General features: G+C 63.2%; 24 protein-coding genes and 6 tRNA genes. 12 read left to right on the top strand and 18 right to left on the bottom strand.

Annotated elements, in window-relative coordinates; translation table 11 throughout:
• Positions 1 to 39: 39 nt before the first annotated feature.
• The 6 genes from FQ664_RS09740 to FQ664_RS09715 form a co-directional block, all read right to left on the bottom strand.
• A tRNA-Gly gene (locus FQ664_RS09740) sits at positions 40 to 115 on the bottom strand.
• Positions 116 to 202: 87 nt separating this feature from the next.
• A tRNA-Gly gene (locus FQ664_RS09735) sits at positions 203 to 278 on the bottom strand.
• Between the two features lie 2 nt (positions 279 to 280).
• Positions 281 to 353, bottom strand: a tRNA-Gly gene (locus FQ664_RS09730).
• A 3-nt stretch (positions 354 to 356) separates the two neighbouring features.
• A tRNA-Glu gene (locus FQ664_RS09725) sits at positions 357 to 432 on the bottom strand.
• Positions 433 to 523: 91 nt separating this feature from the next.
• Positions 524 to 599, bottom strand: a tRNA-Gly gene (locus FQ664_RS09720).
• 4 nt (positions 600 to 603) lie between these two features.
• Positions 604 to 679, bottom strand: a tRNA-Glu gene (locus tag FQ664_RS09715).
• Positions 680 to 1057: 378 nt separating this feature from the next.
• Between FQ664_RS09715 and FQ664_RS09710 the strand changes: the two genes are divergently transcribed.
• Positions 1058 to 1825, top strand: a complete 768-nt coding sequence (locus tag FQ664_RS09710) for a hypothetical protein (protein ID WP_144171737.1) — start codon at positions 1058 to 1060, stop codon at positions 1823 to 1825.
• Positions 1826 to 1954: 129 nt separating this feature from the next.
• Here the strand turns inward: FQ664_RS09710 and FQ664_RS09705 are convergent, their stop codons facing one another.
• A complete protein-coding gene (locus FQ664_RS09705; protein ID WP_144171736.1) occupies positions 1955 to 2437 on the bottom strand; it encodes a GAF domain-containing protein in 483 nt (160 codons plus the stop codon).
• Positions 2438 to 3325, bottom strand: coding sequence for an ATP-binding protein (locus FQ664_RS09700; protein WP_144171735.1), 888 nt, complete (start codon positions 3323 to 3325; stop codon positions 2438 to 2440).
• A gap of 201 nt (positions 3326 to 3526) precedes the next feature.
• Between FQ664_RS09700 and FQ664_RS09695 the strand changes: the two genes are divergently transcribed.
• The gene (locus tag FQ664_RS09695) at positions 3527 to 5884 is read left to right on the top strand and encodes a hybrid sensor histidine kinase/response regulator (protein WP_144171734.1); all 2358 of its coding nucleotides are present in this window, start codon (positions 3527 to 3529) and stop codon (positions 5882 to 5884) included.
• Here the strand turns inward: FQ664_RS09695 and FQ664_RS09690 are convergent.
• Together FQ664_RS09690 and msrB are read right to left on the bottom strand one after the other, a co-directional pair.
• A complete protein-coding gene (locus tag FQ664_RS09690; protein ID WP_144171733.1) occupies positions 5874 to 6362 on the bottom strand; it encodes a glutathione peroxidase in 489 nt (162 codons plus the stop codon). The genes FQ664_RS09695 and FQ664_RS09690 overlap by 11 nt on opposite strands.
• A gap of 13 nt (positions 6363 to 6375) precedes the next feature.
• A complete protein-coding gene (gene msrB, locus FQ664_RS09685; RefSeq protein WP_144171732.1) occupies positions 6376 to 6771 on the bottom strand; it encodes a peptide-methionine (R)-S-oxide reductase MsrB in 396 nt (131 codons plus the stop codon).
• Positions 6772 to 6938: 167 nt separating this feature from the next.
• Between msrB and FQ664_RS09680 the strand changes: the two genes are divergently transcribed.
• Both FQ664_RS09680 and htpX read left to right on the top strand, forming a co-directional pair.
• Positions 6939 to 8150 carry a pyridoxal phosphate-dependent aminotransferase gene (locus tag FQ664_RS09680; RefSeq protein ID WP_144171731.1) on the top strand — a complete coding sequence of 404 codons (1212 nt, stop codon included), beginning with the start codon at positions 6939 to 6941 and terminating at the stop codon, positions 8148 to 8150.
• A gap of 288 nt (positions 8151 to 8438) precedes the next feature.
• Positions 8439 to 9326, top strand: coding sequence for a protease HtpX (gene htpX, locus FQ664_RS09675; protein ID WP_144171730.1), 888 nt, complete (start codon positions 8439 to 8441; stop codon positions 9324 to 9326).
• Between the two features lie 172 nt (positions 9327 to 9498).
• On the opposite strand, the gene FQ664_RS09670 is transcribed toward htpX, so the two are convergent.
• Positions 9499 to 10149 (bottom strand): thiopurine S-methyltransferase, encoded by a 651-nt coding sequence (locus tag FQ664_RS09670; protein ID WP_144171729.1) that lies wholly within the window; start codon positions 10147 to 10149, stop codon positions 9499 to 9501.
• Between the two features lie 101 nt (positions 10150 to 10250).
• On the opposite strand from FQ664_RS09670, the gene FQ664_RS09665 reads away from it, so the two are divergent.
• A complete protein-coding gene (locus tag FQ664_RS09665) occupies positions 10251 to 11018 on the top strand; it encodes a DODA-type extradiol aromatic ring-opening family dioxygenase (protein WP_144171728.1) in 768 nt (255 codons plus the stop codon).
• Positions 11019 to 11110: 92 nt separating this feature from the next.
• Here the strand turns inward: FQ664_RS09665 and FQ664_RS09660 are convergent, their stop codons facing one another.
• Both FQ664_RS09660 and FQ664_RS09655 read right to left on the bottom strand, forming a co-directional pair.
• On the bottom strand, positions 11111 to 12790 hold the full coding sequence (locus FQ664_RS09660; protein ID WP_144171727.1) for a DEAD/DEAH box helicase: 1680 nt from the start codon (positions 12788 to 12790) through the stop codon (positions 11111 to 11113).
• 475 nt (positions 12791 to 13265) lie between these two features.
• Positions 13266 to 14021, bottom strand: a complete 756-nt coding sequence (locus FQ664_RS09655; RefSeq protein ID WP_144171726.1) for a spermidine synthase — start codon at positions 14019 to 14021, stop codon at positions 13266 to 13268.
• Positions 14022 to 14137: 116 nt separating this feature from the next.
• Here FQ664_RS09655 and FQ664_RS09650 point away from each other — a divergent pair, with 116 nt between their 5' ends.
• Positions 14138 to 15484 (top strand): class II 3-deoxy-7-phosphoheptulonate synthase, encoded by a 1347-nt coding sequence (locus tag FQ664_RS09650; protein WP_144171725.1) that lies wholly within the window; start codon positions 14138 to 14140, stop codon positions 15482 to 15484.
• A 307-nt stretch (positions 15485 to 15791) separates the two neighbouring features.
• On the opposite strand, the gene FQ664_RS09645 is transcribed toward FQ664_RS09650, so the two are convergent.
• On the bottom strand, positions 15792 to 16010 hold the full coding sequence (locus FQ664_RS09645; protein WP_144171724.1) for a DUF1127 domain-containing protein: 219 nt from the start codon (positions 16008 to 16010) through the stop codon (positions 15792 to 15794).
• Between the two features lie 96 nt (positions 16011 to 16106).
• On the opposite strand from FQ664_RS09645, the gene FQ664_RS09640 reads away from it, so the two are divergent.
• Positions 16107 to 16958, top strand: a complete 852-nt coding sequence (locus FQ664_RS09640; RefSeq protein ID WP_144171723.1) for a LysR substrate-binding domain-containing protein — start codon at positions 16107 to 16109, stop codon at positions 16956 to 16958.
• Positions 16959 to 16986: 28 nt separating this feature from the next.
• Here the strand turns inward: FQ664_RS09640 and FQ664_RS09635 are convergent, their stop codons facing one another.
• Entirely contained in the window at positions 16987 to 17736 is a 750-nt protein-coding gene (locus FQ664_RS09635) for a sulfite exporter TauE/SafE family protein (RefSeq protein ID WP_144171722.1), read from the bottom strand.
• A gap of 113 nt (positions 17737 to 17849) precedes the next feature.
• Between FQ664_RS09635 and FQ664_RS09630 the strand changes: the two genes are divergently transcribed.
• The 3 genes from FQ664_RS09630 (at position 17850) to FQ664_RS09620 (ending at position 19890) form a co-directional block, all read left to right on the top strand.
• A complete protein-coding gene (locus tag FQ664_RS09630) occupies positions 17850 to 18803 on the top strand; it encodes a LysR family transcriptional regulator (RefSeq protein ID WP_144171721.1) in 954 nt (317 codons plus the stop codon).
• Between the two features lie 58 nt (positions 18804 to 18861).
• Entirely contained in the window at positions 18862 to 19320 is a 459-nt protein-coding gene (locus tag FQ664_RS09625) for a MarR family winged helix-turn-helix transcriptional regulator (protein WP_144171720.1), read from the top strand.
• Positions 19321 to 19461: 141 nt separating this feature from the next.
• A complete protein-coding gene (locus FQ664_RS09620; RefSeq protein WP_144171719.1) occupies positions 19462 to 19890 on the top strand; it encodes an organic hydroperoxide resistance protein in 429 nt (142 codons plus the stop codon).
• Positions 19891 to 20108: 218 nt separating this feature from the next.
• Here the strand turns inward: FQ664_RS09620 and efp are convergent, their stop codons facing one another.
• Complete coding sequence (gene efp / locus FQ664_RS09615; RefSeq protein ID WP_013971530.1) at positions 20109 to 20678, bottom strand: elongation factor P; 570 nt, start codon at positions 20676 to 20678, stop codon at positions 20109 to 20111.
• A gap of 48 nt (positions 20679 to 20726) precedes the next feature.
• Positions 20727 to 21854 (bottom strand): elongation factor P maturation arginine rhamnosyltransferase EarP, encoded by a 1128-nt coding sequence (earP, locus tag FQ664_RS09610; protein WP_144171718.1) that lies wholly within the window; start codon positions 21852 to 21854, stop codon positions 20727 to 20729.
• Between the two features lie 131 nt (positions 21855 to 21985).
• Between earP and FQ664_RS09605 the strand changes: the two genes are divergently transcribed.
• Together FQ664_RS09605 and FQ664_RS09600 are read left to right on the top strand one after the other, a co-directional pair.
• A complete protein-coding gene (locus FQ664_RS09605) occupies positions 21986 to 22384 on the top strand; it encodes a hypothetical protein (protein ID WP_144171717.1) in 399 nt (132 codons plus the stop codon).
• 2 nt (positions 22385 to 22386) lie between these two features.
• On the top strand, positions 22387 to 22857 hold the full coding sequence (locus tag FQ664_RS09600) for a GreA/GreB family elongation factor (protein WP_144171716.1): 471 nt from the start codon (positions 22387 to 22389) through the stop codon (positions 22855 to 22857).
• Between the two features lie 114 nt (positions 22858 to 22971).
• Here the strand turns inward: FQ664_RS09600 and FQ664_RS09595 are convergent, their stop codons facing one another.
• The gene (locus FQ664_RS09595; RefSeq protein ID WP_144171715.1) at positions 22972 to 23910 is read right to left on the bottom strand and encodes a LysR family transcriptional regulator; all 939 of its coding nucleotides are present in this window, start codon (positions 23908 to 23910) and stop codon (positions 22972 to 22974) included.
• Positions 23911 to 24002 lie beyond the last annotated feature (92 nt).

Raw genomic sequence — 24002 nt, 5'->3', positions numbered from 1 at the left:
CAGAAAGGAACCCGAAGGTTCCTTTCTGCGTTACATGTTTGGAGCGGGAAACGAGACTCGAACTCGCGACCCCGACCTTGGCAAGGTCGTGCTCTACCAACTGAGCTATTCCCGCATTTTGAAGCTTTTTACCGCTATCGGCGTGAAGTGCCATGAAGACCTTCACCACCACTGCACCGCATAGACGCCACAGTATTCAAACTGGAGCGGGAAACGAGACTCGAACTCGCGACCCCGACCTTGGCAAGGTCGTGCTCTACCAACTGAGCTATTCCCGCANAGCGGGAAACGAGACTCGAACTCGCGACCCCGACCTTGGCAAGGTCGTGCTCTACCAACTGAGCTATTCCCGCATTTGGCGTCCCCTAGGGGACTCGAACCCCTGTTACCGCCGTGAAAGGGCGGTGTCCTAGGCCACTAGACGAAGGGGACACACAACACTTTTCAGTGCACCAGAACAGAACCTCACGATTCAGCCTGGATTTTCTTTTCCTGCCCCGCCGTTAAGCGTTGCCGGAGAAACTGGAGCGGGAAACGAGACTCGAACTCGCGACCCCGACCTTGGCAAGGTCGTGCTCTACCAACTGAGCTATTCCCGCAATTTGGCGTCCCCTAGGGGACTCGAACCCCTGTTACCGCCGTGAAAGGGCGGTGTCCTAGGCCACTAGACGAAGGGGACACGCTGCTGGCATTTACTGCCTGCTTTCACTCCCTGCTGCGTTTCGCTAAGCGCTTTACGCTGCAAGTGGCGCGCATTCTATGGATGGTTCGTACGGGCGTCAACTCCTTTGTAGAAATTTATTTAAATCAATGACTTCCGGGCAAGTGGGGGTGCAGTTGCGGGCCGGTGTGTCGATATAGATAGAGGGATGCCTGTACTGGCCTCTTCGCGGCTAAAGCCGCTCCCACAGGTCCGTCACCGTACTTGAGACCTGTGATGTACCTGTGGGAGCGGCTTTAGCCGCGAAGAGGCCAGTGCAGGTATATAGCCGCTGTTCGTCCCCAGGCGAACTCACTACACTCAAGGGTGTAATTCTTCTTCAATGAGGCATTAACGGTGACACCACTTCTGATCACCCTGCTCATCGTGGCGGGTATCGCGTTGCTGATCGTGATCGGCTACCTCAACAACGTGGTCGAGAACGGCAAGCTCGAGCGTGCCCGAATGAAGGTCGAGCTGGCCGACCGCCTGCGCCGCTGTGGCGAAATCACCGAGACCTTCCCCGGCCAGTTCATGACCCCGGCGCTGAAGCTGCTACTGACCCGCCTGGAGCTCAACCTGAACCAGCGCCAACTGGCGATGGACAAGCACAACGCCGAACTCAAGGCGCGCATCGCCGAACTGGAGCGGCTGATTGCCCTGGGCGGGCAGATCCCGGTAAACAACCCGCCCAACCCGATCCAGACCGAGATCAAGGCCAAGGATGTGCGCTTCTTGCTGGAGGCGCTGCACAACCAGGTGACCCGCGCCGCCCAGGAAGGTTTCCTGCCCACGCCCGAGGCCAAGCAATGGATCAAGGAAATCCGCCATATCCTGGTGCTGCTGCATATCGAGTTCTTCAACAACCTCGGCCAGCAGGCCCTGCAGAAGAACCAGCCGGGCCAGGCACGCCTGGCCTTCGAGCGCGGCGTGCAGTACCTGCGCAAACAGCCGGAGCCAAAGGTGTATGAAGAGCAGCTGACCTACCTGGAAAAACTGCTGGCCCGCGCCAACGCCCAGGTGCTGGACCGCATGGCCCCGGCGGAGGACGAGCAGAATGAACTGACTCAGGGGCTCAAGACCGATGAGGAAGAGACCTGGAAGAAGAAGGTGATGTACGACTGATGCGTTAACCTGTGCCGGCCTCTTCGCGGCTAAAGCCGCTCCCACAGGGATTGCACCATGCCTGAGAGCGGTGCGGTCCCTGTGGGAGCGGCTTTAGCCGCGAAGAGGCCGGCACAGGTGACACACCCGTCAGCAGTCAGTCAACTCCAGAAAGATCGCCGCCAACCGCTCCAGCCCCACCTGATCCGCCTCGCTGAACCGCGCCAGCTTCGGGCTGTCCAGGTCCAGCACACCAATCAACCTGCCCTCCTTCACCAGCGGGATCACCAGCTCGCTGTTCGAGGCGCTGTCACAGGCAATGTGCCCCGGGAACGCATGCACGTCCTCTACCCGCTGGGTCTGCCGGGTGGCTGCTGCCGCCCCGCACACGCCCTTGCTGAACGGGATGCGCACGCAGGCCACCTGGCCCTGGAACGGGCCCAGTACCAGCTGTTCGTTGCGGTTGAGATAGAACCCCGCCCAGTTCAGGTCGTCCACCTGGTTATAGAGGAACGCCGAAAACTGCGCGGCATTGGCGATGAAGTCACGCTCGTCGGCGAACAGCGCCTGCACTTGCGCCGCCAGCAGGTTGTAGCCGTCGAGGCCGGCGCCACTGGCATTGAGGTCGATCATTTACTTTTGCTCCAGCAATTGCAGCCCGACCCAGTAACGGGCGAACTGATAGGCACAACGGCCATTACGGTTACCGCGCCCGGTGGCCCAGCGCACGGCGAGGATGTCGAGTTCTTCGCTGCGCTGCCAGGTCAGGCCGGCAGGTTGCGCGAGCTGGCCGATCCAGTGCTCGACCACATTCAGGAAGTGCTCCTGGGTAAAGGGGTAGAACGACAGCCACAGGCCAAAACGGTCGGACAGGGCAATCTTGTCTTCCACCGCTTCGCTGGGGTGCAGCTCGCCATCCACCCGCTTCCAGTTCTCGTTGTCGCTCTCCTTCTCCGGCACCAGGTGGCGGCGGTTGGAGGTAGCGTACAGCAGCACATTGTCCGGTGCTTGCTCCAGCGAGCCGTCGAGCACGCTCTTGAGCACCCGGTAGTCGCCCTCCCCGGCCTCGAACGAAAGGTCGTCGCAGAACAGGATAAAGCGCTGCGGCAGCTTCTGCAGTTGCTCGACTACACGTGGCAGGTCGGCCAGGTGGTCGCGTTCGATTTCGATCAGGCGCAGGCCGGCGCTCGCGTGCTCGGCCAGCAGGGCACGGACCAGCGACGACTTGCCGGTACCGCGCGAGCCCCACAGCAATGCATGGTTGGCCGGCATGCCGTTGAGGAACTGGTGGGTGTTGCGGCCCAGCTGGTCACGCTGCTGGTCGACGCCAATCAGGTCGCTGAGGCGGATGTCCAGGCTGACTTCCAACGGCAGCAGGTAGCCGCTGCGGCCATCGCGCTGCCAGCGGGCAGCCAGGGTGGTGGCCCAGTCGATGTTCGGACGCGGGGCCGGCAACAGGGGTTCAAGGCGCGCCAGTACCGATTCGGCACGGTCGAGGAAAGCGATCAAGCGGGCGTCCATCAGGGCTCCTACAAATTCAGATTCGGGGCTGCTTGTGTCGGCCTCTTCGCGGGTAAACCCGCTCCCCCAGGGTTATCACTGCCCTTGAGACCAGTAGTTTACCGGTGGGAGCGGCTTTAGCCGCGAAGAGGCCGGCACAAGCAGTTGAGCAATCAAGGCTGAATGTGTGACAGCCCCACCAGCAGCCGGGGCTATTCGGCTATGCTTGCGCAGCGCATGGAACGTGAAACCGGCTCGGGACTCATGGATATCAAGTTCACCAATCGCCTGTCATACAAGCAAGCCCGGTTGACAGTCCTGGTCGGCTTCATCCTGGGAACATTGCTCAGTCTCATCCAGATCGGCATCGATTATGCCAGCGAAGACGCGTCCATCAACCGCGAAATGCGCGCCTTGCTGCAAATCAGCCACAACCCCGCCTCGCGCATTGCCTACAACATCGACGCGGAGCTGGCCCTGGAGCTGACCCGTGGCCTGCTGCAATCACCGGCGATCATCCGCGCACGACTGATCGACAATCACGAAACAGTGCTGGCCGACGTCGAACGGCCGCGCCTGCAGGACCGCTACCGGCCACTCAGCGACTTCCTGTTCGGCGAGCAGCGCCAGTTCAAGGAACGCCTGTACCTGACCCACATGCCCGAGGAAGACCTCGGCACCTTGTACCTGGAGGTGGACACCTTCTCCTTCGGCAGCCGCTTTCTCGACCGTGCCGGGGTCACCCTGCTCAACGGCTTCGCCCGCAGCCTGGTGCTGACCGGCATCCTCCTGGCGCTGTTCTACATGATGCTGACCAAACCACTGGTGACGGTGATCGGCGCGCTCAGCGGCAGCGACCCGCGCAAGCCCCGGCAAACCCGCCTGGCTTGCCCGCACGGCCACGAAAACGACGAGATCGGCGTGCTGGTGAAGGTCGCCAACCAGCAGTTCGTCAGCATGGCCACCGAGATCGAGCAGCGGCGCACCGCAGAAAACCGCCTGACCCAATACCTCAACGAGCTGGAAGATATCGTCTCGGCACGCACCAACGAGCTCAAGGCCAGCAACAGTAGCCTGAGCCTGTCCAACCAGGAGCTGGAAGAAGCCCGCCGCCGGGCGCTGGACATGGCCCAGGCGCGCGCCGCCTTCCTCGCCAACATGAGCCACGAGATCCGCACCCCGCTCAACGGTATGCTCGGCATGATCGCCCTTGCCCTGGACAGCGCACTGCCCAGCGAGCAACGCCAGCAGTTGGCGATTGCCCATGACTCGGGCAAGGTGCTGGTGGAGTTGCTCAACGATATTCTCGACCTGTCCAAGTTCGATGCCGGCCAACTGGAGCTGGAGCGCATTCCGTTCGACATGGGCTCGATGGTCGAGGACACCGCCAACCTGCTGTCGCAGAACACCGCGCAAAGCGTGGAGCTGACCTGCCTGATCGCCCGCGACTTCCCCAGCAGTGTGCTCGGCGACCCCACGCGGGTACGGCAGATCGTCAGCAACCTGCTATCCAACGCCCTCAAGTTCACCCGTTTCGGCCGCGTGGATGTGCGCCTGGCGACCATTGTCGGCGGTGTGCGCCTGGAAGTGCGCGATACCGGCATCGGCATCCCCGAAGAAGCCCAGGCCCGGATCTTCCAGCCATTCACCCAGGCCGGTGCCGGCATCACCCGCCAGTACGGCGGCACCGGCCTGGGCCTGGCGCTGACGCGCAACCTGTGCAAGGCCATGCACGGCCACCTGCATATCAAGTCCGACCCGGGCTTCGGCAGCCACTTCAGCGCCGAGCTGCCGCTGGCCGTGCACACCGAAGCCATCGCGCCGGCGCCGTTGCACGGGCGCGTGGCGGCACTGAGCGCGGCCGGCAGCGGGCTCGACGAACTGTTGCAGGACCTGCTGCCCGCCTGGGGCCTTGCCTACCAGCACCATGACAGCAGCGCGGGGCTGGACGCCACGGCCATCGACCTGTTGATCACCGACAGCCTGGAGCAGCTGTTCGAACTGCGCCCGACACTGAAAACACCGATTTTGCTGGTGACCGCCTATGGCAATTTCCTGCCCAGCGAACAGTCGATCGCCCTCGCCCCCCTGCACCAACTGGCCCGACCGCTGGCGCGCAACGCCCTGTACCAGACCTTGCGCCGCACCTTGCAAGGCCATGAGCCCGAACACCCGCTGGCCACCCCGGTCATTACCCTGGAACAAGGCCGCGCGCGTATCCTGCTGGTGGAGGACAACCCGGTGAACCAGCTGGTGGCCAAGGGCATGCTGGCCAAGCTCGGTTGCCAGGTTCAGCTGGCCACCCAGGGCGCCGAGGCCCTGGAACTACTGGAACAGGACGAATTCGACCTGGTGCTGATGGACTGCAACATGCCGGTGATGGACGGCTACGAGGCCAGCCGGCGCATCCGCCAGAGCGGCCGCTGGCCCAACCTGCCGATTGTCGCCCTCACCGCCAACGCCATGCCCGAGGAGCGCGAGCGCTGCCGGGCAGCGGGCATGAACGACTACCTGGCCAAGCCGTTCCGCCGCGAAGAGCTGCTGGCGCTGGTGGACCACTGGGTGCCGGTCAACGGCTGAGCAGGCGCTCGATGTCCGCTTCCAGGGCCTGCGGCTTGGTGGTGGGGGCGTAGCGCGTTACCTGGCCAGTGGCCGGGTCGACCAGGAACTTGGTGAAGTTCCACTTGATCTTCTGGCTGCCGAGAATGCCCGGGGCGCGCTGCTTGAGTTCGACGAACAGCGGGTGGCTGCCGGGGCCGTTGACCTCGACCTTGCGAAACAGCGGGAAGCTCACGCCAAAATTGCGCTCGCAGAACTGGGCAATTTCCCGCGCATCGCCCGGTTCCTGCTTGCCAAACTGGTTGCAGGGGAAGCCCAGCACCACCAGGCCACGCGCGCGGTAGGCCTGCCACAGTTGCTCCAGGCCCTTGTACTGTGGGGTAAAGCCGCACTGGCTGGCGGTATTGACCACCAGCAGCGCCTTGCCGGAGAAGTCGCCGAGCTTCTTGTGCTCGCCGCCCAGGGTCACGCAGGGGATGTCCAGTATCGATCCAGCCATGGTCGGGCTCCGGTCAGTCGCGCGGGCGCAGGTCGATGCACACCGAGTTGATGCAGTAGCGCAGGCCGGTCGGTGGCGGGCCGTCAGGGAACACGTGGCCCAGGTGCGCATCGCAGCGGGCACAGGTGACTTCGGTGCGGATCATGCCGTGGGAGGTATCGCGGATTTCGATCATCGCGCTTGCCTCGATGGGTGCGTAGAAGCTCGGCCAGCCGCAGCCGGAATCGAACTTGGTCTGCGCATCGAACAGTGGCAGGCCGCAGCAGATGCAGTGGTAGATGCCGTCGCGGCGCTCGCTGTTGTACTTGCCGCTGAACGGCCGCTCGGTGCCCTTGAGACGGCATACCTGGTACTGCTCGGGGTCGAGCATCGACCGCCATTGTTCCAGGGTTTTCTCGATCTTTTGCATGTAGGGACCTCGGCAGGCTGAATTTCACTGCGCACCGTCTTTTCCGGGGCGCGGGTGGCACGTATATTAGTTGGCTTCGTGTGCCAGGCGTTCAGTCTGGCACCCGCTTCCTGCCCTTTCAAACCTTTCGGCGGGGCGTAGCGCGTTTTCTCAATCGGGATCCCATCATGCAGTTCAGCAAATCGAACAAGCTCGCCAATGTCTGCTACGACATTCGCGGCCCAGTGCTCAAGCACGCCAAGCGCCTGGAAGAGGAAGGCCACCGCATCCTCAAGCTGAACATCGGCAACCCGGCGCCGTTTGGCTTCGAAGCGCCTGACGAAATCCTCCAGGATGTGATCCGCAACCTGCCCACCGCGCAGGGCTACAGCGACTCCAAGGGCCTGTTCAGTGCGCGCAAGGCAGTGATGCAGTACTGCCAGCAGAAGGGAATCGAAGGCGTCACCATCGAGGACATCTACCTGGGTAACGGTGTGTCCGAGCTGATCGTCATGTCGATGCAGGCGCTGCTCAACAACGGCGACGAAGTGCTGATCCCGGCCCCCGACTACCCGCTGTGGACCGCCGCCGTGAGCCTGGCCGGCGGCAAGCCGGTGCATTACCTGTGCGACGAGCAGGCCGACTGGTTCCCCGACCTTGAGGACATCAAGGCCAAGATCACCCCGAACACCAAGGCCCTGGTGATCATCAACCCGAACAACCCGACCGGCGCGGTGTACTCCAAAGAGCTGCTGCTGGGCATGCTGGAGCTGGCCCGCCAGCACAACCTGGTGGTGTTCTCCGACGAGATCTACGACAAGATCCTGTACGACGAAGCCGTGCACATCAGCACCGCCTCGCTGGCACCCGACCTGCTGTGCCTGACCTTCAACGGCCTGTCCAAGTCGTACCGGGTGGCGGGCTTCCGCTCCGGCTGGCTGATCATCTCCGGGCCCAAGCACCACGCGCAAAGCTACATTGAAGGCATCGACATGCTGGCCAACATGCGCCTGTGCGCCAACGTGCCGGCCCAGCATGCCATCCAGACCGCGCTGGGCGGCTACCAGAGCATCAACGACCTGGTGCTGCCACCGGGCCGCCTGCTGGAGCAGCGCAACCGCACCTACGAGTTGCTGAACGACATTCCGGGCGTGAGCTGCGTGAAGCCGATGGGTGCGCTGTATGCGTTCCCGAAGATCGACCCGAAGGTTTGCCCGATTCACAACGACGAGAAGTTCGTACTCGACCTGCTGCTGTCGGAGAAGCTGCTGATCGTTCAGGGCACAGCGTTCAACTGGCCGTGGCCGGACCACTTCCGCGTGGTGACCTTGCCACGGGTGGATGACCTGGAAGCGGCGATAGGCCGGATCGGGAATTTCCTGAAGGGTTATTCGCAGTAAGTAGCGGCCTCATCGCCGGCAAGCCAGCTCCCACATGATCAGCACAGGCCTGAAGATTGTGGGCTTCCTGTGGGAGCTGGTTTGCCGGCGATGGCCGCGCCGCGACACCAAAATCCCCACGGAATGTTTCTTACATCCTGCAACGCTCTATCCCACAGCCCGCGCGCCATCCTCTGCCATACTCCGCCGTACACAGTTTGAAATAGTCGCCCGATTGAATCGGCACGACCGGCACCTTATATACCCCGCAGTAAGCGACAACTCATCCGTCAGGAGAACGTAACAACCATGATGCGCATTCTGTTGTTTGTAGCCACCAACCTCGCGGTGGTGCTGGTTGCAAGCATTACCCTGAGCCTGTTCGGTTTCAACGGGTTCATGGCCGCCAACGGGGTCGACCTGAACCTCAGCAGCCTGCTGGTGTTCTGCGCCGTGTTCGGCTTTGCCGGCTCCCTCATCTCGCTGTTCATCTCCAAGTGGATGGCGAAGATGACCACCGGCACCCAGATCATCAGCCAGCCGCGCACCCGTCACGAGCAGTGGCTGCTGCAAACGGTCGAAGAGCTGTCCCGTGAAGCGGGCATCAAGATGCCCGAGGTGGGTATCTTCCCGGCGTACGAGGCCAACGCTTTCGCCACCGGCTGGAACCGCAACGACGCGCTGGTGGCCGTGTCCCAGGGCCTGCTGGAGCGTTTCTCGCCCGATGAAGTGCGCGCAGTGCTGGCCCACGAGATCGGCCACGTAGCCAACGGCGACATGGTCACCCTGGCACTGGTACAGGGCGTGGTGAACACCTTCGTGATGTTCTTCGCGCGCATCATCGGCAACTTCGTCGACAAAGTGATCTTCAAGAACGAAGAAGGCCAGGGCATTGCCTACTACGTGGCGACCATCGTGGCCGAGCTGATCCTGGGCATCCTGGCCAGCATGATCGTGATGTGGTTCTCGCGGCGTCGCGAATATCGTGCCGACGAAGCCGGTGCACAGCTGGCCGGTACCGCAGCGATGATCGGTGCCCTGCAGCGCCTGCGCGTGGAGCAAGGCCTGCCGGTACACATGCCCGACACCATGAAGGCGTTCGGTATCAATGGTGGCCTCAAGCACGGCCTGGCCGGGCTGCTGATGAGCCACCCGCCGCTGGAAGACCGTATCGAGGCCCTGCGCCGTCGCGGTTGATCCACACCGGCAAAAACAAAGGGCGACTTCGGTCGCCCTTTTTTGTGTCTGCCTGTGCCGGCCTCTTCGCCGGTAAACCCGCTCCCACAGGCCCGCCACAAACCGTGAAAGCTGCGGGGTATCCGTGGGAGCGGGTTCACCCGCGAAAGGGCCGGCACAGGCTACACACCAGTCAACGGCTAACCCGGTACACCCGCTCCAACAGGCTGGACGCCCCGGCCTGCACAAACTTCGGGCTCTCGCCAATCACCTGCACCACCTCCAGCTCATCCACCTGCCACCCGGCAAATCCCAGGCGCAGCTCTTCATCCCCTACCGAAAACGGCGGCCCGTCCAGCAGCGCTTGGTCATAATCCAGGGTCACTACCAGCCCCTGGCAACTCGCCGGCAGCAAGGCGGGCAATCGTTGCAGGTAACGCGCACGCATCTGTGGCGGCAACGCGATGACTGCAGCCCGGTCATACAACCCCACGCAGTCGCCAATATCCTCCGGCTGCAAGGCAAAGAAATCGCCGCACCAGAGCTCCACGTCACCACTGCGCCAAACCTCGAAAGCCCCGCGCTGTTGCACCTCAGCTTCAAGCCCATGCTCGCGGAAGAAGTCCTCCACCGCCCGCCGCGACAGCTCTACACCCAACACGCGGTACCCCTGCCCGGCCAACCAGGCCAGGTCCAGGCTCTTGCCGCACAGCGGCACCAGCACGCGGCTGCCCGGCGTCAGGCCAAGCGTTGGCCAATACTTCTGCAGATAGGGGTTCACCTGCGCCTGGTGAAAGCCGATCTGGTTGTCGGCCCACCGCTGCTGCCAGAACGCTGACTCCATGATCACTCCCGATTTTTAGATGGTTTGTCGGTAAAAACTGGTTTGGATTTCGATCTGTAGTTGGTCGAAGATGATTGCATCTTAACCGCCAGGACCCCGCCATGCTGCCCAGCCTGTTCATTTCCCATGGTTCCCCCATGCTTGCCCTGCAACCCGGCGCCAGCGGGCCGGCGCTGGCCGGGCTGGCCAACGCCCTGCCCCGGCCGAAAGCGATCGTGCTGGTGTCGGCGCACTGGGAAAGCCGCGAGCTGCTGGTCACCGGTAGCGCACAGCCAGAGACCTGGCATGACTTCTATGGCTTCCCACCTGCTTTGTATGCGCTGCAGTACCCGGCGCCGGGGGCCCCTACCCTTGCCGGCCAGGTCAGTGAACGGTTGCAGGCTGCGGGGCTGCCAGCCCGGCTGGACGTACAGCGGCCGTTCGACCACGGCGCCTGGGTGCCGCTATCGCTGATGTACCCGGATGCGAGTATTCCGGTGGTGCAAGTTTCACTGCCCAGCCACCTGGGGCCGGCGCTGCAGGTCAAGGTGGGCCAGGCGCTGACGGGTTTGCGCGACCAGGGCGTGCTGCTGATTGGCTCGGGCAGCATTACCCATAACCTGGGCGAACTGGACTGGCATGCCGGGCCGGAGGTGATCGAGCCTTGGGCGCTGGCGTTCAGGGATTGGGTGGTGGAAAAGCTTCGGGCGGATGATCAGGAAGCGTTGCTGGGTTATCGGCAGCAGGCGCCGTTTGCGCTGCGCAACCATCCCAGTGATGAGCATTTGCTGCCGTTGTTCTTTGCCCTTGGGGCTGGGGGCGAGTTTGCAGTGGTGCACCAAGGGTTCACCTTGGGGGCGTTGGGGATGGACATCTATCGGTTCGGCTGAAGGGCCTTTTCGCGGGTGAACCCGCTCCCACAGGTACAGCACAGGCAAAAAAATCCCCAGCCAATGCCGGGGATTTTTTCATTGCGCCAGGATCAATCCTCGCGGTAGCGACGCAGCTTCAGCTGCTTGCCAGCCACGCGGGTGTCCTTGAGCTTGGACAGCAGCTTCTCCAGGCCATCTTCCGGCAACTCTACCAGGCTGAAGCTGTCACGCACCTGGATGCGGCCGATGGCGTCACGGGCCAGGCCGCCTTCGTTGAGGATCGCGCCCAGCAGGTTCTTGGCAGCGATGCCGTCACGGGCACCCAGGGCAGTACGGCAACGCACGCGGCCTTCGGCCAGCGGTATCGGCGCACGGCGCTCGCGGTCACCACGCTCTGGGCGCTCGCCACGCTCAGCACGCTCGGTACGCTCACCACGCGGAGCGAAGCTCGGCACCAGCGGCTGCTCACGCTCTACCGCGGCCAGGTCCAGCGCCTGGCCATTGGTGGCCTTGCGCAGCAGGGCGGCAGCCAGAGCACGTGCGCTGCAACCCAGGTCGGTGGTCAGGCGGTCGAACAACTCGCCGTGGGTGGCTTCTGCTTCGGCTACCAGCGGCGCCAGGCTCGAGGTCAGCTTCTTGATACGGGCATCCAGCACAGCCTGGGCATTCGGCAGGCGGGCTTCGGCAACTTTCTGCCCGGTTACGCGCTCGATCACCTGCAGCATGCGGCGCTCACGAGGGGTGACCAGCAGCAGTGCACGGCCATCGCGACCGGCACGGCCGGTACGGCCGATACGGTGCACGTAGGATTCCGGGTCGTACGGCATGTCGACGTTGAACACGTGAGTGATGCGCGGTACGTCCAGGCCACGGGCAGCGACGTCGGTAGCGACAACGATGTCCAGGCGGCCATCCTTGAGCGAGTCGATCACACGCTCACGCTGGTTCTGGGCGATGTCGCCGTTCAGCGCAGCAGCCTTGTAGCCTTTGGCTTCCAGCGCGGCGGCCAGGTCCAGGGTGGCTTGCTTGGTACGCACGAAGGCGATCAGCGCGTCGAACTCTTCCACTTCCAGCAGACGCAGCACAGCCGGGATCTTCTGGTCGGCGTGGACCATCAAATGGGCCTGCTCGATCGCGGTAACGGTCTGGGTCTTGCTCTGGATCTTGACGTGCTTGGGCTCGCGCAGGTGGCGTTCGGCGATCGAGCGGATCGACGACGGCAGGGTGGCGGAGAACAGCACAGTCTGGCGGCTGGCCGGGATGGCATCGAAGATCACTTCGAGGTCGTCCATGAAGCCCAGCTTGAGCATCTCGTCGGCTTCGTCCAGTACCAGGTACTGCACGGTCGACAGAACTTTTTCGTCACGACGCAGGTGGTCGCACAGACGGCCCGGGGTGGCCACGACGATTTGCGCGCCATTGCGGATCGCACGCAGCTGTGGGCCCATCGGGGCACCACCGTAGACGGCGACCACGTTCACGCCCGGCATCTGCTTGGCGTAGGTTTCGAAAGCGGTAGCAACTTGCAGCGCCAACTCACGAGTTGGCGCCAGGATCAGGGCTTGCGGTTCGCGCTTGCTCACATCGATCTTGTTGAGGATCGGCAGGGCGAAGGCAGCGGTCTTGCCGGTGCCAGTCTGCGCCTGGCCGATCATGTCATGACCGGCGAGGATGATCGGGATAGATTGTTGCTGAATGGCGGACGGCTCTTCGTAGCCGGTTGCCAGAACGGCAGCAACAATATTCGGATTGAGATCGAGAGCGGCGAAGCCGCCGGTTTCCTGGGTCATGGGTCTGCCTCTAGGTGCATCCGCAAAGACCCATGCTCCAAAGCTGCACAAGCCATGAAAGACCGACAGGTCACCCAGGCAGCTTTGGCGGCGGGGATTTGCGAAAACGATTGAAAAAGAAAACGTGGGAAGGTCCGCCTAGCGGACGTGCAGCCGAAGCTGGACTCGGAGGGTTTGCACCACCTGATTTTGCGGTCCGCTAAAAGACCGGCGCGTACTATACCCGAAATAGTGCAGGTACGTGAGGAATATTTTCAGGGTGCGGGGCCAGTATCGAGCCATCAAGCACCAAGAGCTGAATCGATAATTCTTTAGGACCTGTACCGGCCCTATCGCCGGCAAGCCAGCTCCCACAGGGATAGCCTCAGGGTTGAGAGCACTGTACTCCTGCAGGATTACATAAATCTGAAGCCAGTGAGGTCCCTGTGGGAGCTGGCTTGCCGGCGATAGGGCCAGCAGCCTCAACACAGACTCATCAGGTAGCCGGTCGAATCTCGCGTATCAACCCTTCAAGGCTATACCCCAACCGCGGCGCCAGCGCCGCGGCCCGGGCCCTTAGCCCATCCAGGTCCAGGCTTTGCTCCAGATCCGCCGGCACCAGCAGGATCACATTGCCCTCCTTCACCGGTAGCTCCCAGTAATGCCGGTGGTACAACCCGCGCAGCAACGCCGCGCCCAGCGGTTTGCCGTCATCGGTGGCCCACTGGTTGATCACCAGCCAACCACCCGGGTTCAGCTGCTGCTGGCAGTTCTCCAGGAAGTTCCACGCCAGGTGGCCCACCCCCGGCCCGTGGTCGGTGTACAGGTCGACGAACAGCAGGTCGGCCTTCTCCGCCGTGGGCAACAGCTCCAGGGCATCGCCAATGCGGACATATAGCCGCGGGTCGTCGTCCAGGCCCAGGTATTCCATGGCCAAGCGCGGCACATCCGGGCGCAGCTCGATGGCCTCGATGTCGTCCAGCGGCAGGAACTTCATGCAGGCCTGGGTCAGGGTGCCGGCCCCCAGACCGAGAAACAGCGCGCTCTCTGGCTGCTCGTGGCACAGCGCCCCCACCAGCATGGCGCGGGTGTAGTCGTACTCCAGCCAGCTGGGGTCGGCCGTGAACACGCAGCTCTGCTCGATCGCATCGCCGAATTCCAGAAAGCGGTAGTCGTCGACTTCATACACGCTGATGACGCCAAAGGCATCCTCCACCCGTGCCAGTAGCCGCTCTTCCCGTTCCGCCGCCATGTTCACCACCCACCCGCGCAAAAACCCGCATTGTCCGTCAACACCCTCGATGCAACAAGCGCAGCGCCAACTGTTACCATGGCCCATAGCCTACAACCGACAAGACCGAGCCCGAGATGAACCAACCGTGGAGCCCCGACAGCTGGCGCGCCCTGCCGATCCAGCAGCAACCGACCTACCCCGATGCCGCGCACCTGCTGAAGGTCGAACAGATCCTGGCCAGCTACCCGCCGCTGGTGTTCGCGGGCGAGGCGCGCGAGCTGCGCCGGCAGTTCGCCGAGGTCACCGAAGGCCGCGCCTTCCTGCTGCAGGGAGGCGACTGCGCCGAGAGCTTCGCCGAGTTCTCGGCGGCGAAAATCCGCGACACCTTCAAGGTGCTGCTGCAAATGGCCATCGTCATGACCTTCGCCGCCGGTTGCCCGGTGGTCAAGGTCGGGCGCATGGCCGGGCAGTTCGCCAAGCCGCGCTCATCGGGCGATGAAACCATCGGCGACATCACGCTGCCCGCCTACCGTGGCGACATTGTCAACGGCATCGGCTTCGACGCGAAAAGCCGCATCCCCGACCCGGAGCGCCTGCTGCAGGCCTACCACCAGGCCACCGCCAGCCTCAACCTGCTGCGCGCCTTCGCCCAGGGCGGGTTTGCCGACCTGCACCAGGTGCACAAGTGGAACCTGGACTTCATCGCCAACTCGGCGCTGGCCGACAAGTACCACCAGCTGGCCAACCGCATCGACGAAACCCTGGCATTCATGCGCGCCTGCGGCCTGGACAGCGCGCCGCAGTTACGCGAAACCAGCTTCTTCACCGCCCACGAAGCGCTGCTGCTGAACTATGAAGAAGCCTTCGTGCGTCAGGACAGCCTGACCGGCGACTACTACGACTGCTCGGCGCACATGCTGTGGATCGGCGACCGCACCCGCCAGCTGGACGGTGCCCATGTAGAGTTCCTGCGCGGCGTGCACAACCCGATCGGGGTCAAGGTTGGCCCGAGCATGAACCCCGAAGAGCTGATTCGCCTGATCGACACGCTGAACCCGGCCAACGACCCCGGGCGCCTGAACCTGATCGTGCGCATGGGTGCCGGCAAGGTCGGCGACCACCTGCCGGGGCTGATCCGCACCGTCGAGCGCGAAGGGCGCAAGGTGCTATGGAGTTCCGACCCGATGCACGGCAACACCATCAAGGCCAGCAGCGGCTACAAGACCCGCGATTTTGCGCAGATCCTGGATGAGGTGAAGCAGTTCTTCCAGGTGCACCAGGCCGAGGGCAGCCATGCCGGCGGCATCCATATCGAGATGACCGGGCAGAACGTCACCGAATGCATCGGCGGCGCCCGGCCGATCACCGAGGATGCGCTGTCCGACCGCTATCACACCCACTGCGACCCGCGAATGAATGCCGACCAGTCGCTGGAGCTGGCGTTCCTGATTGCCGAAACCCTCAAGCAGGTACGGCGCTGAGGCTGGCTGGTGCATGGCTTGGAGTTTAGGGTGCCTGTGGGATCGAGCGCCGCCCGCGCGGCGCATCGCGAGCTGCGCTCGCTCCTACGTTTGTTTCGGGCCAGTGAGTCCTGGGGGATTTGCGCGCGTACGTTTTGGTGTACGGCACGATATCGCGTCGTACAGACAAAACGGTCGCGCGCGCCTGCCACAGGCATGACTGGCCCGAAACAAACGTAGGAGCGAGCGCTGCTCGCGATGCGCCGCGCGGGCGGCGCTCGATCCCACAGGCGCTGAAAATCTCCAGCCAGGCACCTTGGCGCCCAACTTACTTCCTCAGCGGGTCATCCCAGAAATGCCGCTCGGCCTCTTGCTGGATATCCGCCCGACTCAACCCCAGGTCGTGCAAGGTTGCGTCACTGAGGCTGGCCAGTTCCTGGCGCTGGCGATACAGCTGCAGCCAGCGAACGGGACGCTGCAGGGCTGCATGCCACAGGTGGTTCAGGGAAAAGGCAGGTTGCTGGATGCTGCTGACATGGCCTTTCATCGTGAAGCCCTCCGTGTTGATGGCCTCAGTCTCAACCCGGGCATAAGATCAATCCAACGAATGTTTCTGATGCCATGCATCTCGGAGATTGATGTAATGTCTCAGTACCAGAGTCTCGACGCGGACGTCCTGCGCACCTTCGTTGCCATCGCCGAACAAGGCGGCTTCACCCGCGCCGGCGAGGTGGTCAACCGCACCCAGTCGGCGGTGAGCATGCAGATGAAACGCCTGGAAGAAGACATCCTGCAGCGCCAGCTGTTCGAGCGCGACGGCCGCCAGGTGCGGCTGACTGCCGAAGGCCAGGTGCTGCTGGGTTACGCCCGGCGCATCCTCAAGCTGCACGGGGAAGTGTTCAACACCCTGCGCATGCCGCACATGGTCGGGGTAGTCCGCATTGGCACGCCGGACGACTACGCCATGCGCTTTCTGCCGAACATCCTGTCGAGCTTTGCCCAGGCTTACCCGCTGGTGCAGGTTGAGGTGCATTGCGACTCGTCCAGGCAACTGATGCTGCGCCAGGACCTGGACCTGACCATCGTCACCCGTGAGCCGGGCAACGAGATTGGCCAGCTGCTGCGCCAGGAACGTCTGGTGTGGGCCGCCGCCGAAGGCTTCTGCCCGCAGGAGCAACGCCCCATGCCGGTGGCCTTGTTCAACACCGACTGCTTCTGCCGGGCCTGGACCTGCAATGCCCTGGAGGCCCAGGGCATCGACTACCGCATCGCCTATACCAGCCCGAGCCTGGCGGCGATCTTTGCCATTGTCAGCGCAGGGCTGGCGGTGACTGCGCAATTGCAAAGCCTGATTGGCGGGAACATCCGCATTCTGGGCGAGAGTGAAGGGTTGCCGCAGTTGCCAGTGGCCAATGTGATGCTGGTGCGCAGTACGCAGCCCCCTTCGCCGATTACCGATTGCATGGCCGACTACATTGTCGAAGGGTTCAAGTAACTTGGGGCTGCAAAGCGGCCCCAAATGCTCAAAGCTCAAACCCGAGCATCACTGCACACCCCACCAAAAACACACAGAACATTGCCCGCAACACTTTCTCCGGCAACGCATGGGCCAACTTCACCCCCCAGCTGATGCTGAGCAGGCCCCCCACCGCCAACGGAAGCCCCACCCCCCAGTCAACACTGTGGTGCACCCCGTAGGTCACCAAGGTCACCAAGGTACTCGGCGCCGCCAGCGCCAGCGACAGTCCCTGCGCCACCACTTGGGTGGTACCGAACACACTGGTCAGGACCGGCGTGGCCACCACGGCCCCACCCACCCCGAACAAGCCGCCCATGGTCCCGGCAAAGCTGCCCAGCACACCCAGCCATGGCCAGGCATGGCGCAACTCTGCGCTGGGCGGCGTCACCTTCATGAACATCCGCGCCACGTTCCACACCGCCAGGGCCACCAGAAAGCCGACAAAGCCCAGGCGCATGGAATGCGCATCCAGCCCCACCGCCCAGATCGACCCCAGCCAGGCGAACACGAAGCTGCACAGCGACAGCGGCGCGGCATGGCGCAGCTCGATGCGGTTACGCTGGTGATAACGCCACAGCGCCAGCAGCACATTGGGCACTACCATCACCAGCGCCGTGCCCTGCGCCAACTGCTGGTCCAGGCCGAACAGCACACCCAGCGCCGGAATCGCGATCAGCCCGCCGCCAATGCCGAACAGCCCCCCCATGGTCCCCAGGGCAGCGCCCAGCACGATATACAACAACCATTCGATCATCAGGGCCTCATCTGCCTGTACACATGATGCGAGCATGCTATCGATTGCGCGCTGGCGGGGAAACGCACAGCAGCGCACAATGGCTGTGCGTTTTTCGCAAAAGCAAGGCAGCCATGAACCCCGATACCCTGACCGACCAGCTAAGCCTGTTCCTCGACGTGCTGGAAACCGGCAGCTTTTCTGCCGCCGCCCGCCGCCACCCGTTGACCCCGTCCGCCGTGGCCCGGCGTATCGACAACCTGGAAAACGCCGTGGGCAGCCGCCTGTTCACCCGCAGCACCCACGCCGTGCGCGCCACCCCCGCAGGCAATGCCTTTGCCGAACGGGCCAGGCGCATCATCGAGGAACTGCGCCTGGCCCGCGCCGAAGCGGTGTCGCTGAGCAATGCCCCCGAAGGCCTGATCCGCATCGACGCCCCCGCCGCATTCGGCCGCCGCCACCTGGCCCCGGCCATCGCCGACTTCCTGGTGGCCTACCCGGGCCTGGATGTGCAACTGCGCCTGATCGACAGCTTCGTCGACCTGCAGGGCAGCCACCTGGGCGAGGTCGACCTGGTGCTGCGTGCCGGCCCCCTGGCCGACACCCGGCTGGTCGCCACGCCACTGGCCTACATGGTGCGCATCGCCTGTGCCAGCCCGGCGTACCTGGCCAGCCGCGGCATACCCACCTGCCCCAGCGAACTGCCCGGGCACGATGGCCTGGACTGGGACGGCCTGGCGCCACCATTCGCCTGGCGCTTCACCGTGGCCGGGCAAACCCGCCTGTATCGCCCCTCGCGCATGCGCATGGCCGCCAACAACGCCGAAACCCTACTGTTCGGCGCCCTCGCCGGCTTAGGCATTGCCCACCTGCCCACCTGGCTGATCAGCGAATACCTGCTGCGCGGCGAACTGATCCCGTTGTTTTGCGATGGCGGCTTGCCCGCAGCCGAAACCAGCGGTATCTACGCGCTACGCCTGGAACATGAAACGAACTCTCGCAGCCGTTTGCTGCTCGAATTCCTCAAGAGCCGCTTCAGCCCGATTCCACCCTGGGACCTGGCCTTGCGCAGTGAACTGCGCGAGTAATGCGCGCACTAATGATCAGCGTGCCAGACTTTCCCATTGATTACCTTCAAGGACCTGCATGAACGCCGACACCCAAGCCTCCTCCTGTGACGAGCTACTGCTGGACAACCAGGTCTGCTTCGCCCTGCACTCCACCTCGTTGCTGATGACCAAGGTCTACAAACCGCTGCTGCAGGCCCTGGGCCTGACCTATCCGCAGTACCTGGCCATGCTCGTGCTGTGGGAGCGCGACGGCCTGACCGTGGGCGAGATCAGCCAGCACCTGCTAACCGACCCCGGCTCGTTGACGCCGCTGCTCAAGCGCCTGGAAAGCGAGGGCCTGCTGCAGCGCAACCGCAGTCGCGAGGACGAACGGGTAGTGCTGGTGCAGTTGACCGACAAGGGCCGTGCCTTGCAACAGCAGGCCAGGGAGGTGCCACCATGCATCCTCAAGGCCAGTGGACGCAGCCTGGAACAGCTGCAACAGCTGCAGGCCGACTTGCTGGCGCTGCGCGACAACCTGCAGAAAAACCTCTGACAGCTATGCTGTGCAATGGCCGCTCGGATGAGCGGTGACGATTTATCTTGCGCACTAACTAATTGCGCGCTAATTTAAATCCCACACCAACCCGCGCCCTCCTCCAGACGGGAAGCGCACAGCACATTAGCGAGGCTCAAGATGCAAAAAGTCACTCCGCTGTACATCGCAGAAGCTACCTCCACCGGTGGGCGCGACGGCAAATCCCGCTCCAGTGACGGCAAACTGGTGGTCAACCTGAGCACCCCCAAGGAACTGGGCGGCGCCGGCGGTGACGGCACCAACCCCGAGCAGATGTTCGCCGCCGGTTACTCGGCATGCTTCATCGGCGCCTTGAAGTTCGTGGCCGAGCAAGAGAAAAAAGCCCTGCCGGCGGATGCCTCGATCACCGCGAAGGTGGGCATCGGCCAGATTCCGGGTGGTTTCGGCCTGGACATCGACCTGCACATCAACCTGCCGGGCCTGGCCCAGGCCGATGCCGAAGGGCTGGTGGAAAAGGCGCACAAGGTGTGCCCGTATTCCAACGCCACCCGCGGCAATGTGGATGTACGCCTGCATGTAACCGTATAAGGCTTGCGCGATCCCCTGTGGGAGCGGCCTTGCGTCGCGAATGGGGCGCGAAGCGGCCCCGGAATCTCGGGTACACCTTGATATCGCCGGGGCCGCTTTGCGGCCCTTTCGCGACGCAAGGCCGCTCCCACAAAAGCAAGAGCAAGCACCGAGAACTGCAAAAACGCAGGCATAAAAAACCCGGCCAAGGCCGGGTTTTTTGCGTTTCACAAGAAGGATTACTTCTTGGAACGGCCTTTGAAGCTGTTGTCGCGAGTGTCGATATCGATCCACTCGTCGATCTGGATGAAGTCGGCAACCGAGATCTCGGTACCGTTCTTCAGCTTGGCAGGCTTCATGACCTTGCCCGAGGTGTCGCCGCGTGCAGCGTTCTCGGTGTAGACAACCTGGCGGCTGATGGTGGTCGGCAGTTCAACCGATACCAGACGGCCTTCGAAGAACACGGCTTCGCAGACGTCTTCCATGCCTTCTTCGATGTACGGCAGAACGGCTTCGATGTCCTCGGCGTTCAGTTCGTACATGGTGTAGTCGGTGGTGTCCATGAAGGTGTATTCATCACCGTTGATGAACGACAGGGTCGCTTCTTTGCGATCCAGGATCACGTCGTCCAGCTTGTCGTCCGCACCGTAGACGGTTTCGGTCTTGTAGCCGGTCAGCAGGTTCTTCAGCTTGGTCTTCATGATCGCGCTGTTACGGCCCGACTTGGTGAACTCAGCTTTTTGAACCAGCCACGGGTCGTTGTCGATCCGCAGGACGGTACCGGGTTTCAGTTCTTTACCAGTTTTCATTACGAAGTATCCGAATCTGGATGGATTTATAAAAATCGAGGCCGCGTATCATAGCGAATTTCGGTAAAAGTGTACTAGCGCTGTGGCAAGGTCCGGCTGAGCGGCCTGTCGCGCTGCCCAAAGCCGGGCATGCTGCCGCAGTTCTGGCCAGTGCTGGCGGGCAGCCTGCCACGCCAGGCCCATGTCGCGGTCCATGTTCCAGGCACGCCAAAGGCCAAGCAGGGCGGCATCGGCATCATCTGACAACCCGTGTCGATAATGCGCGAGAAACGCTTCGAGCTTTTCCCAATGGGCATTCTCGTCCTGCACGTAGATGTGCCACAGCATCGGCTGCCCGGCCCACTGCGCGCGCACGAACGAGTCTTCGCCGCGCACGGCGTTGAAATCGCAGCTCCACAGCAACCGGTCGTAGTCGTCCTGGCTGACGAAAGGTAGTACCTGCACGGTCAGCGCTCCTCGCTTGCGCACGCTGCCCACTTGCAGCGCCGCCTCGCCAAGCCACTGGCTGAGCCCCGCGATAACGCGCCCTTGCGGCACCAGCAGGTGACAAGGTTGCTCACCTGAGGCCAAGGCATCGAGCCAGTTGCCCAGTTGCGGGTTTTCGTAGGCGAACAGGGAAATCAGCAACGTTCCCGCTTCAGGGTTTACGCCAAGCCCCTGCAAGAAAGCCTGCCGTGCGCCCTGCTGGAACGCATCACGCCGCGCCAGCAGCGAGCCCTCGCGCAACAGGCCACCGGTTTTTTCGGTAAAGCCGGGAAAGAAAAATACCTTGCGCAAGCCATTGGGCTGCGGCGAAGGCAAGCCATGGCAACCCTCCACCCAGTCCTCGGCACTGAGGTATTCGAGGTTCAGCCACAGCGGCGGCGTGGCGCGAGCACGCATTGCCTCCACATAAGGTGCCGGCAGCTGGCAGGCGAAGGCACCGATTACCACATCAGTCGGCGCCACCGGCAACCAGGTCACCGGCCACTGGCGCACATCCACACCGTGCTGCCACTGCTGCACGGCGGTGGCATCGGCCCCTGGGCACATGGGCGTGAAGGCATTGAGGTCATCCACCCACAGGCGCACTGCCAGCCCGTGCTCGGCCACCAACTGCCGGGCGAGGCGCCAGGTCACGCCTATATCGCCGTAGTTGTCGACGACGCTGCAGAAGATGTCCCAGGTGGCTTTCATGTGCCCTGCCCTCGCCCGGCGGAAAAATCGCGCATTCTGCGCATAAATTGTCGTCGACAAAAGCACCTGCGCGGAAAAATGCCCAGGTGCATGCGACAATGCACCCCGACCCACCCTGCCAGGAGGCTGCCATGCCGCGCCACCGTGAACTGAAGATCACCCTCAAGCCGTTACCGTTGATCCTGTGCGTTGCCTTTGGCCTGTGGCTGGGCGCCGTGGCCATCGCCGCCAGCCTGTGGCTGGCCCTGCAACTGTGGCCACAGCAGGTACAGCCACTGGCCCAGGCCGTGGTCCCCAGCGCGTACCGGCCTGCCACGCCGCCAGCACCAGCCCCTGCGGCGGATGCCCAGGCGGAGATGTTCGAGCGCTACAAGGACATCCTGCACAAGCAGGAACTGCAACAGGCCGCCGAGACCGCCCAGGGCAACCCGCGCAACCTCAACAGCCCCAAGTGCCAGTTCTGGCTGCAGCAGAACCGCACGGCGCCCACTGACAAAAGCCAGGCCAACGTGCTGGAGTTCTGCTACTGACCATGGACAAGCCCCACCTGCTGGCGCAGATCGTCGCCACCCTCGAGCATGACCTGGATGTGCTGACCCGCGCGGCGCAAACCGCGTATGAAGCCGCCACAGCCGAAGAGAACATCGCCGAGAACAAGTACGACACCCTGGGCCTGGAAGCCTCGTACCTGGCCACCGGCCAGGCCCGCCGCAGCGCCGAGATTCGCCTGGCGCTGCTGACCTACCAGCAACTGCTGCTGCGCGATTATGACCCGGCGCGCGGGGTGCAGGTGAGCAACCTGGTGACGCTGGAGGATGAGGATGGCGGGCAACGCCGGCTGTTCCTCGGGCCCGAGGCGGCAGGCTTGAAGATTGGCGAAGGGGATGGGCTGGTGACGGTGATTACCCCGCGTTCGCCGCTGGGGCAGCAGTTGCTGGGCAAGAAAGTTGATGATGAAGTGAGCCTGGGGGCACAGGCATTGTTCATTGTCGATGTTGCCTGAACCGGCCTTTTCGCGGGTGAACCCGCTCCCACAGCCCCCCCACAATCTTCAGGCCTGGGGTATTCCTGTGGGAGCGGGTTCACCCGCGAAAAGGCCGGTTCAGGCAACACACCCCTAACGGGCTTGCAAAGCATCGAACCGCCCCGCCAACCCCTGCTCTTCGAACTGCTCCACCACAAAGTCGATAAACGCCCGGGTCTTGCCCGGCAGTAGCTTGTGCTCGGCGAAATACAGGCTGATATGCCCATCGTCCACATACCAGTCCGGTAGCACCCGCCGCAGGCGCCCGCCCGCCAGGTACGGCACGGCAAACGGCAGGCTTACCAGGGCAATCCCCAACCCCTGCTCGGCCACCGCGCAAGCCGCATCCGAATCGCTCATGGTCATCGCCTGGCGCAACTGCAATGGCTGCTGCACCTGCCAACGGCTGGTCAACGGCCATGAGCGCACCCGCCCGGTCTGCGGCGAGCGGATCAGGATACCGTCATGCCGTTGCAGTACCTGTGGTTCGTCAATCGGCGCGTGGCGGCCCAGGTACGCCGGCGCCGCCACCAGCACCCGGTGCGCCGGGGTCAGCTTGCGCGCCACCACTCCTGGCGGCAGTTCGAAGCCACCGCCAATCGCCGCATCGAAGCCCTGGCCGATCAGGTCGACCTGGCGGTTGTCGAAATGCCAGTCCGGGGTAATGGCCGGGTAGCGACGCAGGAACTCACCCAGCAATGGCAACACATACAAACGCCCGAACACCGTGCCCATGCTCACCCGCAACAACCCGGCCGGCTGGCCTTCGCTGCTGGCCAGGTTAGCCACGGCGTACTGGATGGTACGGAAGCTGTCACTGACTTCACCCAGAAATCGCTGCCCCGCCTCGGTCAGGGTCAGCTTGCGGGTACTACGCTGGAACAACCGCACCCCCAGGCGCGCCTCCAGTTGGGCAACATGCTTGCCCACGGCAGCCGGGGTAATGCTGAGGCGCCTGGCGGCCTCGGCAAAGCTGCCGACTTCGGCACTGCGGATGAAGCACTCCAACGCGTTGAACGATTCCATGGCCATGATTGGCAACCAAAGGTTTACTCTGCTGATAGTGATTGCCATCTTATCAGCAGGTAATCAAGCGCCGATACTGCGCCCATCCAAGGCATTCC

Source organism: Pseudomonas persica (assembly GCF_900291015.1).
Classification (GTDB): Bacteria; Pseudomonadota; Gammaproteobacteria; order Pseudomonadales; family Pseudomonadaceae; genus Aquipseudomonas.
The sequence above is the reverse complement of the archived record's forward strand: the minus strand, read 5'-3'. Positions and strand labels throughout refer to the sequence as shown.